11 protein-coding genes are annotated in these 16,499 nt (G+C 31.1%); 3 read left to right on the top strand and 8 right to left on the bottom strand.

Annotated features, from left to right (window positions below; translation table 11 throughout):
- Positions 1-2: 2 nt before the first annotated feature.
- Both PTZ02_RS13495 and PTZ02_RS13500 read right to left on the bottom strand, forming a co-directional pair.
- Entirely contained in the window at positions 3-944 is a 942-nt protein-coding gene (locus PTZ02_RS13495) for a PucR family transcriptional regulator (protein ID WP_274228321.1), read from the bottom strand.
- A gap of 11 nt (positions 945-955) precedes the next feature.
- Positions 956-3,193 (bottom strand): glycoside hydrolase family 31 protein, encoded by a 2,238-nt coding sequence (locus tag PTZ02_RS13500; protein WP_274228322.1) that lies wholly within the window; start codon positions 3,191-3,193, stop codon positions 956-958.
- A 216-nt stretch (positions 3,194-3,409) separates the two neighbouring features.
- Here PTZ02_RS13500 and PTZ02_RS13505 point away from each other — a divergent pair, with 216 nt between their 5' ends.
- Positions 3,410-5,695 (top strand): family 65 glycosyl hydrolase domain-containing protein, encoded by a 2,286-nt coding sequence (locus PTZ02_RS13505; RefSeq protein WP_274228323.1) that lies wholly within the window; start codon positions 3,410-3,412, stop codon positions 5,693-5,695.
- 141 nt (positions 5,696-5,836) lie between these two features.
- Here the strand turns inward: PTZ02_RS13505 and PTZ02_RS13510 are convergent, their stop codons facing one another.
- Positions 5,837-6,847: a LacI family DNA-binding transcriptional regulator gene (locus tag PTZ02_RS13510; RefSeq protein WP_274228324.1), complete on the bottom strand. Its 1,011-nt coding sequence runs from the start codon at positions 6,845-6,847 to the stop codon at positions 5,837-5,839.
- 416 nt (positions 6,848-7,263) lie between these two features.
- Between PTZ02_RS13510 and PTZ02_RS13515 the strand changes: the two genes are divergently transcribed.
- Positions 7,264-8,364, top strand: coding sequence for an ABC transporter ATP-binding protein (locus PTZ02_RS13515; protein WP_274228325.1), 1,101 nt, complete (start codon positions 7,264-7,266; stop codon positions 8,362-8,364).
- A 76-nt stretch (positions 8,365-8,440) separates the two neighbouring features.
- Here the strand turns inward: PTZ02_RS13515 and PTZ02_RS13520 are convergent, their stop codons facing one another.
- From PTZ02_RS13520 to PTZ02_RS13535, 4 genes are all read right to left on the bottom strand, one after another.
- Positions 8,441-10,615, bottom strand: a complete 2,175-nt coding sequence (locus PTZ02_RS13520; RefSeq protein WP_274228326.1) for a methyl-accepting chemotaxis protein — start codon at positions 10,613-10,615, stop codon at positions 8,441-8,443.
- A gap of 128 nt (positions 10,616-10,743) precedes the next feature.
- Positions 10,744-11,106 carry a P-II family nitrogen regulator gene (locus PTZ02_RS13525; protein WP_274228327.1) on the bottom strand — a complete coding sequence of 121 codons (363 nt, stop codon included), beginning with the start codon at positions 11,104-11,106 and terminating at the stop codon, positions 10,744-10,746.
- A gap of 121 nt (positions 11,107-11,227) precedes the next feature.
- The gene (locus PTZ02_RS13530; RefSeq protein WP_274228328.1) at positions 11,228-12,472 is read right to left on the bottom strand and encodes an ammonium transporter; all 1,245 of its coding nucleotides are present in this window, start codon (positions 12,470-12,472) and stop codon (positions 11,228-11,230) included.
- Between the two features lie 258 nt (positions 12,473-12,730).
- The gene (locus tag PTZ02_RS13535) at positions 12,731-13,909 is read right to left on the bottom strand and encodes a DUF116 domain-containing protein (RefSeq protein ID WP_274228329.1); all 1,179 of its coding nucleotides are present in this window, start codon (positions 13,907-13,909) and stop codon (positions 12,731-12,733) included.
- 93 nt (positions 13,910-14,002) lie between these two features.
- On the opposite strand from PTZ02_RS13535, the gene PTZ02_RS13540 reads away from it, so the two are divergent.
- Positions 14,003-15,250, top strand: coding sequence for a hypothetical protein (locus PTZ02_RS13540; protein ID WP_274228330.1), 1,248 nt, complete (start codon positions 14,003-14,005; stop codon positions 15,248-15,250).
- A gap of 46 nt (positions 15,251-15,296) precedes the next feature.
- Here PTZ02_RS13540 and ribA read toward each other — a convergent pair whose 3' ends face one another.
- Positions 15,297-16,484: a GTP cyclohydrolase II gene (gene ribA, locus PTZ02_RS13545; protein ID WP_274228331.1), complete on the bottom strand. Its 1,188-nt coding sequence runs from the start codon at positions 16,482-16,484 to the stop codon at positions 15,297-15,299.
- Between the last annotated feature and the right edge of the window lie 15 nt (positions 16,485-16,499).

Consider the following 16,499-nt stretch of genomic DNA (forward strand, 5'->3'; position numbering starts at 1 on the left):
AACTACCTCGAATTACTTTTCCAAACAAAATATATAACATAAAAAGTCATTGCTTCATTAAAATTTCTTAAATCCATGGATGTTTCTCTTTTTATTTTGTCTAATCTATATAACAAAGTGTTCCGATGAACAAATAACTCCTTTGATGCATCGCTGATATTTAAATCTCTCTGAAAAAAAGTCTCTATAGTTTTTAATGTATCCGAATCTTGGCTATCTAAATAATTCTTATATGTGGCTATTATCTCTTCTTTTAAATTATGATTTATTCCATCCATGACTCTCTCAAAAATTATATTACTTGAGGTAAGTATATCTTTTCTTATTCCGGTTCTATCACTTAGTTCAATTAAACTTTTAAGATTTTTTAAAGCTTCCTTTATATTAGCCTTTCCACAAAGAGCCTCCAAGGCTATTCTTGGACTTCTAATATTTAGTTCCTGAACATTATGCAAGATACTTTTGCAATGATCATAAACCTCATCAAAAATTCCTAATAGTACAACATACTCTTCCCAGATACAATACTTATACTCCTCTTCATTATTGTAAGAATATTTGACTATATCATAAACTTCTTTACAATGATTCTTCGCCTTAATAAGAATTAGTGTTCCTTTATCTAATATATTATTTAACACTTCAGCATTTTCTTTAAAACTTGAATCCCCTTTGATAAGGTTAAATAATTCATTACCTTTTAATTCTTGAACTTCTTTTAATTTCTCTTCAAAAATAAATCTTAATAAAGGGATACTCGATTCTTCTTTCTTTTCTATCTCAATATAATAAACCGTATCATTGTATTGAATAGGGAAATGTATACCTTCAAGTTTTTTATTTTTTGTTGATTCACAAATATAATTTCCATACTTGTCTGTCACTTCAATAATATATGGAAACTTATTCATGAATTCTCTTACATAATCTTTAAATGAGTCCATGTCTTTCACCTCTATTTAAAAGAAATCTCTTTTATATTTTTAAAGGCATATTTCTTATTACTTTTGTATCCCTCACACTCCTTTTCTAGCTTTGCTTCATGGGCCGAATAACTTGCTCTGTATAAATTGTATTGTCCCATTTTATAGTTTTTGCTTATCCCATCATCCTCATAAATTACTCCTGTCGCCTTTTCTCCATATGGAATTAATGTCACTTTATCTGGGACATTGTCCATGTTTAAGTAATTATCCTCATAAATCGGAATTATTGACCCCTCTTTCACAAATAGAAGAATCTCATCTAAATTAACTTTAAAATTATAGAATTTAGTTCCTTGATACTTTTGCCCATTAACCAAATTATACCAGTTTCCTTCTGGTAAATATACCCTTTTTTGTCGTTCTCCTTCATACAAAACTGGCGCAACAAGTATGCTCTCACCAAAAAGAAATTGCTCCTTCATATTTAATACCTTCATGTCTTTTGGATAATCAAATACCATGGCTCTAAATACAGGTATTCCTTCTTTATAAGAATGATAAAAAGAGTTATAGATATATGGCATTAATTTATATCTTAAGTTAATAAATTTTCTACAAATATTCTCTACATCTTTACCAAAGCTCCATGGCTCTTGTCTTCTGGAAAGCACATCTGAATGATTTCTCATTATGGGTAGAAAACTCCCCAATTCCATCCATCTTATAAATAATTCTTCATTTGTATCTAAGCAAAATCCCCCTATATCATTTCCTACAAATGAAAACCCTGACATGCCCAAATTAGCATTCATAGTCATACTCATTCTCATCTGACTCCAAAGACTTCTATTATCACCTGTCCACACTGAGGAATATCTTTGTCCACCTGCAAATGTAGCCCTTGTCATGGAAAAACTCCTCTTATTCTCCCTAAGTTCTTCTTGAGCCTCTTTTGAGCACCTGCTCATTTCTCTTCCATATAGGTTATGAAACTCTTTATGCTCCATTACTCCATAATCTCCATCGTGTAAACACTTTTCATCGAGGGTTCCTTCTTCATTAAATGCTGCTGGCTCATTCATGTCATTCCATATTCCATCAATCCCTATTGATATAAAATTCTTAAGCTCATCTTTCCACCATTCTCTAGCATCTTTATTTGAGAAATCAGGAAATGCACTTATTCCTGGCCAAACTTTTTCAAAAGTCAATTTCCCATCATAATTTTTTACAAAATGATTTCCCTGTAATCCTCTATTATATACTTCATAATCTTCATCCAACTTTACTCCTGGATCGACAATCGCAATGACCTTTACCCCATTTTCATGAATCTTCTTTATCATCTTTTCTGGATCAGGAAACTTATCTTTATCAAATGTCATTACCCTGTATCCGTCCATATAATGAATATCTAAATATATACTATCTAGTGGAATTTCTTTTTCTATGAATTTATTTAGAAGCTCTTCTACTTCATTTTGTGAGAAATAGCTATATCTACATTGTTGATATCCAAGTGACCACAAAGGAGGCATATCCATTTTCCCGGTTAGTGTTCCATATAGTCCAGTAACCTCTCTTAAGTCATTTCCTAACATAAAATAATATTCTATTTCTCCTCCAACAGCTCCAAAAAAGATTCTATCCTCAAAGCTATTGCCCATATCAAAATAACTTCTAAAACTATTATTGAAAAAAATTCCATAGGCTAAGTCCTCCTTTAGCCCTTGAAAGAATGGGATAGTTTTATAATATACATAACTCTCATCATCTGTATCTGGTTCATCTGTATTATAATTTTCTATATACATTCCTTTTTTATTAAGATTTCCACCTTTTTCACCAAAGCCATAATAACCCAATGCAGAATTATCCTTAGTAATAAATATATTTCCTTTGCTATCCTTACCAGCTGGAGCTACATCTTCTAATACGATGTTCCCGAAATTATCTAGAAATTCTATTGTCCCGCAATTTTTCGATACTATGGTTATAACTCTATTACCTTTAAATACGATACTCTTTTCTGATTCTTCTATAGGAACTTGTACACTATTCATTTGCATTACTGATGAGGTTTCTTTTGGATTACTATGTTCTTCTCCTTGAAATATTCTTACTATATCACCTTCAAAATATTCCACTTCAATTTTCCCTTTGGTAAACAATAATTGTGTTCTGTTTCCTACTTGTTTCATTGTTTCATATATTCCAATTGTAGAAACGGTTGCATAAACTTGATGAATTATTTCCGACTTTTTCATTTTATTCTCCCCCTAATCCTAAAAAATATATTACTTTATTTTAGTATATCAACGCCAGAAAACATTTTCAACCAAATTCATTATAAAGTATTGTTAAATTATCCATAAAATGCTATCATATTTATAACAACCCTTTTAATTCAGTATAATTTTATTAAAAATTTTTTAACTATTTTGTGCAACCGTTTTACTTACTATTAGTTTTGAGGTGATTAAATGAATAAAGATTACGTTTTACTTGATCCATGGCATATTATCCAAGATGGTTTTAATTCAAAGGATAATAGAATCTACGAAAGTCAAATGAGTATTGGGAATGGCTTTATGGGCATAAGGGGAAACTTTGAGGAAACCTTTTCCGGGAACTCTCTTCAAGGAACTTATGTTGCTGGAGTTTATTATCCAGATAAAACAAGAGTTGGTTGGTGGAAAAATGGCTATCCTGAGTACTTTGCCAAAGTCCTCAATTCAATAAACTTTATTGGAATAAAAGTTTTTTTAGGAAACCAAGAGTTAGATTTAGACAAAGTTACAATTAAAGACTTTAAAAGAGACTTAAATATGAAAGAAGGAACTTTAACTAGAACTTCTACTATTATAGATTCGATAGGAAGAGAAACTAAAATAGAAAGCTTAAGATTTTTAAGTAAAAAAAGAAAGGAAATTGCTTGCATTAGATATTCCATAACTCCATTAAATTATCTCGATACCATAACTCTAATTCCATACTTAGATGGTAATATAGTTAATGAAGATTCAAACTATGATGAAACTTTCTGGGATGAGGTTAATAAGGGTTTTATTGAAGATTCAGCCTATCTAACACTTAAAACGAAAAAATTAGACTTTCATGTAACTGCAGCTACCTCAATTAAACTTTTAAAAAATGAAACTGAAATAAGTACTACTCCAAGCTCTTTAATTGAAGATAAATATGTAGCTTACAAAATTAATATAGATGTTTCACAAGGAGAGACTCTAACTTTAGAAAAATACGTTTCCCTAAGTTCTAATAGATACTATCCTAAAGATGATTTAGTTAATAATGTTGTAGGATCTTTAAAATCAGCTAAAAATGATGGTTTTGATCTCCTATTGGACGAGCACGTATCTGAATGGAATAAGAGTTGGGAGAGTAATGATATTTTTATAGATGGAGATGTCAAAGCACAACAGTCCATTAGATTTAATATATTTCAGCTTCACCAAACTTATACAGGTGAAGATTCAAGGTTAAATATTGGTCCTAAAGGATTTACTGGAGAGAAATATGGCGGAAGCACTTACTGGGATACAGAGGCCTATTGTCTTCCTTTCTATCTTGGAACTTCTGAGGCGCAAATCTCTAAAAATTTACTAATTTATAGGTATAATCAGCTGGAAAAAGCAAAAGAAAATGCAGCTAAACTTGGTTTGAAAGGTGCTCTTTATCCTATGGTTACCATGAATGGTGAGGAATGTCACAACGAGTGGGAAATAACCTTCGAAGAAATCCATAGAAATGGTGCCATAGCTTATGCTATATATAATTATGTTAATTATACTGGTGATCATAAGCATCTTTTAGATTATGGTATTGATGTTTTAGTTGAAATAAGCAGGTTTTGGGAAGGAAGAGTTATCTATAATAAAAATAAAAACTGTTATATGATACTTGGTGTTACAGGACCTAACGAATATGAAAATAACGTAAATAATAACTGGTATACAAATAGAATCGCATCCTGGACTTTAGAATACACTCTTCAAACACTAGAATTTATAAAGAATTCCTATTCAGAAAGTTACGAAGATGTACTAAATAGATTATCAATTAAAGACTCAGAAACAGTTATATGGATGGATATCATCAAAAAGATGTACTATCCTAAGGATGATAGTCTAGGAATCTTTTTACAACAAGATGGTTACCTTGATAAGGAAGACCTTTTAGTCAAGGATATACCTAAAGAAGACTTGCCGCTGAATCAAACTTGGTCATGGGATAGAATACTTCGCTCCCCTTTTATAAAACAAGCTGATGTGCTTCAAGGTTTATACTTCTTAGGTCATCTATACGATTTAGAAACCAAACGTAAAAATTTCTATTTTTATGAACCCAGAACGCTACACGAATCATCCCTTTCTCCTTGCGTTCATTCAATTTTAGCTTCAGAGCTTGGAGATAAAGAAAAAGCATATTCTATGTATTTACGGACTGCTAGATTGGATTTAGATAATCTAAACAACGATACAGATGATGGGTTACACATAACCTCTATGGCAGGAACTTGGATGTCAATAGTCCAAGGTTTTGGTGGAATGAGAATAACAGATGGAATTCCTTCATTTAAACCATTTATACCTGATCAATGGATTAAATATTCCTTTAGAGTTCTTTTTAGAGAAAGAGTTTTAAGCATAGAAGTTTCAAAAGGAAAAACTCTAGTGACCTTAGAAAAAGGAAATCCTTTGAAAGTTCTTCTATATGATTCAGAGATAGAGCTAACTAAACAACATTAAAGCCCTAAAGGTTTTAAAAATTGCACACTTTAAAACCTCCATAACTTAAGGAAGTGTTGATAATTTGGCACTTCCCCCTTTTTATAAAAAATGAACCCTTACAGAATGAATTACAATCTGCAAGGGTTTTTCTTTTCTACTCTAAAGTATTCCTTTAGTTGATTCTCTATCAATTAAACTAGTTTCTATTATGTAGTGATTTCTCTCCAAGTTACTATCATTAAGACTTCCAATCAGAAGCTTAGCAGCATAATGCCCAAGCTTCTCTGCATTAATATCTACAGATGCTAATGGTGGATTTTGATATGCAGCTAATGGAGTGTTATTAAATCCCACTAATGCAACATCCTTTAAGTTATTTTCATTAAGATATTTTAGTGCACCAAAAGAAAACAAATCATCTGTAGTTACTACTACCTGAGGAATTTCGCTTTCTGCTATCAACTTCATGGCATCATAGCCTTCTTCTTCATTGAATTTTATCCTCTGTACTATAAGGTTTTCATTTATCTGAACTCCATGCACAGAATGAGCCTGTAGATATCCATTTAACCTATCCTTTGAAACATTCCATTCTTTATCTCCGCTTATAAAACCAATTTTTTTGATTCCCTTTTGAAGAAATTTACTTACCACATTATACATAGCATTAAAATTATCATTATCTACCCAAAGTACTTCTGAGGTATCCTCTGGCCTACCAATTACTGAAAATGGAAACTCCATATCCTTTAAGTACTCTATGCATCGATCGTTTGCCCTTGCTATTAATAAAATTACTCCATCTACTAAATTACTTGAAGTAAATTTTTTTACAAGCTCAAATTCTTCTTCCTCATTTTTACTAAAAGAATACATAATGTAATAACCCATTTTTTGTGCATATATGTTTATTCCTGTCATTGCATTAATAAAGAAAGGGTTTTTAAACAAATCCTCAGCTTCATTAGGTAACACTAGTCCAATTGTTCTTGTAGAGCTTTTTGCCAGACTTCTAGCAATAGCATTTGGATGATAATCTAGTTCCTTTATCACTCTTTGCACCCTTATTTTTGTATCTTCACTTATTCTTGGGCTATTAGCAATAACCCTAGAAACCGTAGATGCTGAAACCCCAGCCTTCTTAGCCACATCTCTTATAGTTACCGACATCTATTTTCACATCCATTCTAGATAGAATAATATCTACATTCTTTTAAACATTTATAATTTTCTTAGCCTAATTTTATCTGCTAACAATAATTATTTTCTCATTATTATGTAAATTAGTAAACTATCCTATTTATACCTTTTATAAAATTCTACCAAATTATCTTAATGCAAGTAAATACTTATAATACATATTAATTTCTTTTGTGAAATCTTACATATTTTTTCTACCCTTTTTATACAAATTTCTAAATTCAACACATGAAATATTATTGAAGACATGCAACTATGCCGTTTATATTCAATATACCTTAGTAATCTCTAAAAATAAATTTCTTTGCCCAATGGAATTTTTTGGTGTTATAGTATTAATATAATCACTTTATAGTATTTAGTTTTTTATTTTGGGAGGTACAGGTATGGCAAATCTATCATTAAAAAATATATGTAAAGTATATCCTGGAGATGTTACAGCTGTAAGTGACTTTTCTTTGGATATAGAAGATAAGGAATTTATTGTATTTGTAGGTCCTTCAGGTTGCGGTAAATCTACAACCTTAAGAATGATTGCAGGATTAGAAGACATTTCATCTGGTGAAATTTATATTGATGGAAACCTTGTAAATGACTTAGCTCCAAAGGATAGAGATATCGCTATGGTTTTCCAAAATTATGCCCTCTATCCGCACATGACTGTATACGACAACATTGCTTTTGGACTAAAACTTCGCAAAACTCCAAAAAGTGAGATAGATATAAAAGTTAGAGATGCAGCTAAAATTCTTGATATTGAGCATCTTCTTGATAGAAAACCTAAAGCTCTTTCTGGTGGACAGAGACAGAGAGTTGCTATGGGTAGAGCCATAGTAAGAGATGCAAAGGTATTCTTACTAGATGAACCATTATCAAACTTAGATGCAAAACTTAGAAACCAAATGAGGGCTGAAATAGCAAAATTGCATCAAAGCTTAGGAACAACTTTTATATATGTAACTCATGATCAGACAGAAGCTATGACCCTAGGTACAAAAATTGTTGTAATGAGAGATGGTATTATTCAACAAGTTGCCTCACCAACTGAAATATATAATCATCCTTCAAATATGTTTGTTGCTGGTTTCATAGGAAGTCCCCAAATGAACTTCCTATATGGACATGTCGTTATTGAAAATGAAACTGCTGTACTTAAATGCTTAGATAGTAATATGAAATTAAGTACTGATAAAGCTAATATACTTAAAGATAAAAGATATATAGATCAAGAAATGATTATTGGTGTTAGGCCTGAAGACATAAAGCTAGTAGACTCGAATTTAGATTCTAGTACATTAAAGGGTAAGATTGAAGTTATTGAGAATTTAGGAGCAGAAGTTTTTCTTCATATAACTTCTGGAGACAGAAATCTTATAATAAAAACTACTCCTAAAGATAACTTATCTGTTGGTAGTGAACTATATTTCACCTTTAATATAGATAAAATTCATATTTTTGATAAGGAAGAGCAAAACACTATTTTTTAAATTTTTCCTCTAAAATTTAATTAATACCTAAAAAAGCTGTAGCAAATATTTACTACAGCTTTTTAATATATTCCTTTTATACTATCTTGAACCCGCCTACAATTTCTTCTAAGTTATCTGATGAATATACCATTATCTCAGAAACTTGTTTTAGTTGGATAATTTGTCTTAATATATCCTCTACAAGACTGAGGGATTCTTCACTACTGCTTGCACCTTGAAGTGTATTTTTTCTTATAACTTCTGCCATTTTATTTATCTCTATATCTACTTTATTAACTGAAATACTTTGACTATTTGTAATCTTTGATATAGACTCCATAGTTTTAGTTACCTCTGTTATATTATTTGATATTAATCCAAAAGACTTAATTGCTTCTTTAGTACTTATAACAGATTTTTTTACACTTGAATTAATATGTTCAATTGCTCCAGAAGTATTCTTTGTTTCTAATTGAATATTTCTTACAATTTCACTAATAGACGTAGTTGATTCTTCCGTTTCTGAAGCTAATTTCGATATTTCCTGGGCAACTATTGAGAAGCCCTTACCAGCCTCTCCTGCTCTTGCTGCTTCAATTGTCGCATTGAGTGATAATAATTGTGTTTGTTTGCTAATTCTACTAATAACACTTATAACTTGGGATATTTCATTTGATCTTTTTTGTAACATATCTATGCTTTTTAATGTTCTCTCCATTATTCTATCAAGTTCTTCCATAGAATTTAAAACTTCTTCAGATGATCCATTTGCTTCAACTGCATACTTACTTGTTTTTATAGCTTTTTCTGTAACTTGATTAATTAACTCATCCATTTCCTTAATCGAAGTAGATATATCATTAAACTGTGCTTTACTATTTTGAATTAATTCATTTTGATTGTTTGTATTTGATAGTAAACTTTCTACAGTCCCAGCTATTACTTTCATACTATTCTTTATATTCTCTGTTAATTCCGAAACTGCTTTTATTGATTTTTTTGTAGTCTTAGCTGATGTACCAACCCTCTTAACCATATTCATTTGATTGTTTATAAACTTATTAAACCATCTAGACAGTTCTCCTATTTCGTCTGATGATAACTTATCCACTCTTTTAGTTAAATCTCCTTCTCCTTCTGCAATCATATGTAATATCGAAACAGTTGTATTTAAAGGTTTTACAACAATTTTTTTAGAAATGAAGTACGTTGCTAATGTTATGATAATCCAGGTAGCTATGTCACTAATAACACCAAAGTTCCCTACCTTTGTTGTTAGTACCCTACTAACGATTAGGAATAAAGCTGTTATTATTGATGTAACTAGTGGAATTCTTAAATTTACACTTCTGAAATTATATATTTCAGCTATGTCTCCTTCACACATCATACCCCAAACTTCATTAGAATATGGAGGTCTAATTATTGTTCCCTTTCCTCCAACCATAATGTGTCTATAATCCGGATATCCTGGCCAACAATCTAAATTTTCTTCATTTTCCATGGTCTTTTGTATACCTGGATGAAGTTTTCCTGTTGCTGGATCATTAAAAATTACTTCAAACTCAGTATGTTTATTAATTTTTACTACTCCCCACTTGCTTGTCTTTACACCATCCTTTAAGTTTTCACCCATGGTAAATGTATTGTCTTCAAACCTACTTCTTGATATAGCTGTTCCTGGCAGTATATTTCTATCACTTTTTATCATGAATAGATAATTATCTCCAGAGTCTTTATAAATATGCGTATCCTCATCTTGGATTACATTACTCATGTCATCATTCAAGACTCTTGTGCATAATATTCTTCTCTCATTATTCTCATTTCTATACGGAATTGAAAATAGCAATGTAACTTCATCAAAAAACTTTTTATTAGACAGATTTAAATCCAAGGTTTTTTCATCATTGTATGGGCCATACATAAGCTGATTGCCCCTTATCCCTTCTTCAAAATTAGGGAATATGCTCATGTCATCTCCTATATGTTTTTGACATGTTGAAATAACAACTTTTCCAGCCTCATTAATAACTAAGAGCTCACTAAAATCACTGTAATATTTTAGTTTGTCCTCAAGTTCTAAATTAATTTCCTTACTATCTTCATCCAAACTTTTAATTGTGTTCATTGTGGTTTCTAATTGCACCCACTTATCTCTAAACCAATTTTCAAGAGCTTTCTTTCTCCCCTTAGAAATGCCCTCAAAAACCATTTCTGAATGGCTCTTTAAGCTCCTATTCAGCAAATAATTAAACCTTAATTTCATTTTTAGCCCCCCTTATTATATAAAAAAAGAGGACATTCCTTATTAGGAATGTCCTCTTTGACATGTATATACTTTTAAATATATAATATTTATTCTTTGTAGTCAATTTATTTATCAACTTTATTAGATTATTTGCTATCTTGGAGAGCATCCCATCCTTCTTCCCCAGTTCTAATACGAATAACATTTGCTAGTTCATAAATAAATATCTTTCCATCTCCAATTTCACCAGTTCTCAAAACCTTCTTTGCAGCATCTACAACCACTTCAACTGGTATTTCACTTACTACTATTTCAACCTTTATTTTAGGAAGCAAATTAACTTCTACTGCTACGCCTCTATAATACTCTTTATATCCTTTTTGCATTCCACAACCGAGTACATTAGACACAGTCATTCCTGTAACCCCTATATGGTTTAATGCATCTTTTAGTTCATCAAATTTATTTGCTCTTGTGATAATATCAACTTTCATAAGCTTTTTATCCATATAATTTACCACCCCCATAAGTTCATAATACTATATACTTAATAGCGTAGTCTACTATTTATACTTCCCTTGAATATAAAAAAATAACCTTAAGTAACTTAAGGTTATTTTAAACTATCTACTACACATTTAGACCTGTATATGCTCCCTCACCATGTAAGGATATATCTAATCCCTCTGACTCTTGAGCCTCATTAGTTCTTATCTTCATAACAAAACTCATCACCTTTAGAATTACAAAGGTTACAACTGCTGCATATAACGCAACTGAGACTGCTGATATAAGATGAACTTTTAACAATTCGAAGTTTCCATATATAACTCCATTTGCTCCTGCAGGATTAATATCTTTTGATGCAAATATTGCAGTTCCAATAGCACCCCAAATCCCAGCAACTCCATGGCATCCAAAAGCATCTAATGCATCATCATAGCCAAGTCTAGCTTTTAATATTGCAATTGCAAGGAAGCTTAATATTCCTCCAACTAGCCCTAAAATTACTGCTGACATAGGACTCACATATCCAGCTCCTTGAGTTATAGCAACTAATCCTGCTATAGCTCCACTTATAGTTCCTAAAGCAGTAGGTTTCTTATAAAGAATCCACTCACAAGCAACCCAGGCAATTGCTCCTGCTGCTGCAGAAGTATTTGTTGTAACAAATGCATTAATTGCTACATAATTCATAGAAAGAGCACTTCCTGCATTGAAGCCAAACCAACCAAACCACAAAATACCTCCTCCTAGTATTGCCATTGGTATATGATGAGGTTCAGGTTTTCTCTTTTTTCTTTTTCCAATAAATATTGCTGCAATAAGTCCAGAAACACCTGAATTTATTTCAACTACATTTCCACCAGCAAAATCTAAGACCCCAAGTTTTTTTAACCATCCCATATGCTCTCCATTACTTCCCCATACCCAATGAGCAATAGGATCATACACTAAAGTACTCCATAAGAGCATGAATATCAAGAATGCTGGAAATCTCATACGTTCAGCAAAAGAACCTGATATTACTGCAGCTGTAATAGCTGCAAACATTAATTGAAATATTACAAATTCTAAATGCGGAATAGTACCTGCATAATCTGCATTTGGAATTATACCTATATTTCTTAGAAAACTCCAGTCAAATCCACCTATTATTCCTTTTATGTCTGGCCCAAAGGCTAATGTATACCCTACTATTATCCATTGTATCGAAATAATAGCTAAGGCTGCATAACTATGTACTGTTGTACTTAACACATTTTTACTCTTCACCATTCCGCCATAAAATAATGCTAAACCCGGAACCATTAGCATTACTAAGGCAGCAGAAATAAAGACAAACCCCATGTCTGCTCCATTTAACATATTCATTTTTCTACCCCCATTGTTTAATTACCTTTGTAATTCAGCTTAATTTATTTTTTTGCATAAAAAAAGCGTAGACATCCCAAACAATATACACCCCCAGTGTATATTAAAATTGAAATGAAAACGCCATAGTCTTCCTAAATTTTTATTAATCAACTAGTTCTAATTCTACTTTCATATTTTTTATATGTCAAGATTACTTTTTAGATAATTAATCATTTCTAAAATAATTCATAATTTGTTTAATATTTAGTATAATTTTTACTTTATATTAATTTCCGAAGAGGTATCACTTATTGCCAATATCTTAAATAGCTTATTAATATCTAAGTTAGTGATTATTCCTTCTTCATCCCAATGATTTTTACATCCGCAATAGTTAAGAATTACACATTGGGGGATAAATCCTATACTCTTCGCCTTCATTCCTCCCGAAATCAGATTAAGTACACATGCCACCCCAATAATACCTATGCTTCTATCTTCAATACGTGTGTTTTCATATATAAGTGATTCATGTGGAATTACGAAAACCCTAACTCCATATTTTTTACCCATTAATGATAGCTTGCTCACAGCACAATCATTTTTACAATTAATGCATACATACCCGTTTTCTGTTCTTATTCCCCTGCACTCTTCTTCTAAATTGTTTCTCATGCAGCCTGGTAAAAGAATTCTCTTCTCATCGGTCTTTAGAAAATCCTCTCTATATATTCTATTGAGTATTTCTGCTCCAACCATATTTAAATGATATTGAACTTCTCTCTTTCCACAATATATAACATCCTCTTTCCAGGTATGCGTAGGATAAGTTTCCCTTAGAAAGTTTCCTACCTCCTTTGTATAAACGCCTAATGTGATTTTGCTCTTTTCCTCAAATTCACTTGCAATGTTTATACTCGTAGTCAAAACTTCGTAAATCTCTTCTTTATCTTTTGTTTTTAAATAATCACTCCATTCTTGTAGACACTTAACTTCATATATAAATTCTCCAGTTGCTTTTAACCACAGAATTAGTTTATTTAGATTATTTAAAGACCTAGACACATCTTTTCTTACACTCTTACTGTTCTTTGAAATAATGGTAGAGAAAAAGCCTTTTATCTTTATTCTTACTTTTTTCATCCTTTTTCCTTTTACCCTTAAATAAACAGTCCTAGTCAATATTGTTTTGGATAGTAACCTAGATTTTATAGCGTTATTAATGTATTCTTTCCAAAGTACACCTAAAATTAATATCTCTAAATAATACTCTTCCTTCTTTTTTAAATTTTTAGGATTAATTCTATTCTGGTATTCCATACGGTTTTCTACATATACCCCTACGGCTTCTTTAATATATCCTATTATATCTTTTGAAAATCTCCTTATTACATCATAGTATTCTTCAGCTGAATTTTTCTCATCACCCAGATAATATGTTATTACTTTCCCCATATCCTCACCCGCCAAAAATATTTACCACCTTTTTACATATCTGCTATATAATATTATTGTAAACTAAAAAGATGCATTGGGGGATAATTAATTTTGAAAACTACCAAAATTGATTTTTTAAATTCATATTACAGAAAACTTTGGTGGCAATCTGATACTAACTTGCTTATAGATCTGAAAAAATATAGTTATTCAGATAAAAAACTCAACGAGAAAGATTTAAATATATTGATAGACACCATGATTAAAAAGCTTCAAGCTTTTCCAAAGAAATCTGATAACCAAGTTGTTTGGAAAAATGACTTTAAAAACCATATAGATACTATCTTTAAAGAAAATAAGTTTTTTAGTGGAATAAGTTCAGAAATGAAAGATGCTTTTCTCATAAGCACAAGTAGATTTATAAAGGAATGTAAGCTTTTTGATTCAACCTTACCATTTACCGATATTGGGCAAGCCCTTCGGAATGTTTGGATAATTAACATTTTTCAAGAAATATTGGGTAAAAAGATCGAATTTACTAGTGCTATTCTGGGTTACAGCCTTCTTTATCCTTATACAGATAACTATCTTGATGATACTACTATCTCAATACATAGCAAAAAGACTTTTAATACTAATCTTTCCAAACGGCTTGAAGGAGAGTTGATTTCTCCTGCTTCTTCACATGAAGAACAAGTATTTAACCTTATTTCTTTAATTGAAGCTAAATATAATAGAGAAAGTTATCCAAATGTCTATAATTCTCTATTATATATACAAAATGCTCAAGAAAAAAGCTTAATGCAGCAAGGATATACAAGCATTCCTTATGAAGTGGATATTTTAGATATATCCATTGAAAAAGGTGGTTCATCGGTATTAGCTGATGGTTATTTAATTGATGGAAATCTATCGGAGGAAGAAGAAGTATTTGCTTATGGATATGGATTTATTCTTCAACTCTGCGATGATCTTCAAGACTTAAAAAATGATTTAGTTAATAATCACATGACTCTAATGTCTCAACTATCTGGCAAGTATCAGCTTGATAATATTATAAGTAAATTAATAAATTTAACCACTCACATAATAGACTCTTCTACTTGTTTTCGCAGTGAAAATAGTAGTTTCTTAAAGTCATTCATTAAAAACAACTGTATTTTAATGATTCTTTTTGCAATTACAGATAGTAAAAACTTTTTTTCTAAAGATTATATTTCATATATTGAACAATTCTTACCTTACACCCTAAGGTATACGAAAAATTTAAAAAATAAGCTAATGAAGAAACTTAATAAATTAAATCTCTCTCTTTCTGATTATTCCTTAGATTATATTATTATGTTCTTACTTGAATAGAAAAACCCAATAGCTTGTTAACTGGGCAAGCTATTGGGTTCTTTAATTAATATAAATGTCCCATTTTTTCTTTTTTAGTTTTAAAATATCTTTCATTATGAAGATTTGTCTCCATTACTAATGGAACTCTCTCTACAATATTAATTCCATGACCTTTAAGTCCAACAATCTTTTTAGGATTATTAGTCATTAATCTTATTTTCCTTACTTTTAATTCACTTAAAATCTGTGCACCTATTCCATAATCTCTCATATCAGCTGGGAATCCTAAGGCTATGTTAGCTTCCTCAGTATCCATCCCCTCTTCTTGAAGTTTATAAGCTTTAATCTTGTTAATTAAACCAATTCCTCTTCCTTCTTGTCTTAAATATAAAAGTACTCCTTTTCCTTCTTTTTCAATTGCTGCTAATGCTGCTGCCAATTGTTCTCCACAATCACATTTTAAAGAATGAAAGGCATCGCCTGTTAAGCATTCTGAGTGTACCCTTACCAAAACTTCATCCTCTTCATTAATATCACCTTTAACTAACGCTACATGATGTTCTCCATTTAACTTATTGACGAATCCAACCATCTTAAAATTCCCATATGCTGTAGGTAATCCAGCCTCTGCTTCTCTAACAACATAGCACTCGCTCTCTCTTCTATATGCAATTAAATCCTCAATAGAGATTATACTAAAATTATTACTTATGGATAAATCAGCTAATTCAGATAATTTTGCTAAAGAGCCTTCATTATTTAACACTTCACATACTACTCCTGAAGGATTCAATTCAGCTAATGTAGCTAAGTCAACTATAGCTTCACCTCTTGCTGCTCTTTTAAGCACTCCTCCTTTTAAGGTCCTAATTGGAAATACATGTCCAGGAACCCTAAAATTCTTTCTATCAATACCTGGTTCTATTAATTTTTTAATTGTTAGTACTCTATCTTGAACATCTACTCCATTTTTTGCTTCTTCATAATCTACAGATAAAGTATAATCCCCTTTGCCCTTTTCAAGCGTCTTTTCCGCTATTTCTGGCAAGTTAAGTTCTTCAAGTCTTTCTTCTGTCAACGCAACAGAAACAAGCCCTCCTCCATTTTTTATCATAAAGTTCAAAGCTTCTTTTGTAATCTTTTCTGCTGAAGCTACTAAAACCCCTGTATTATCCTTATTATCATCATCTACTACTATAACTAGCTTACCTTCTTTAATATCTTTTATTGCATCTTGAATCTTAGCAAACATAATTTTCCTCCTTTT

This window comes from Clostridium sp. 'White wine YQ', assembly GCF_028728205.1.
In the GTDB taxonomy this organism is placed as follows: domain Bacteria; phylum Bacillota; class Clostridia; order Clostridiales; family Clostridiaceae; genus Clostridium_T.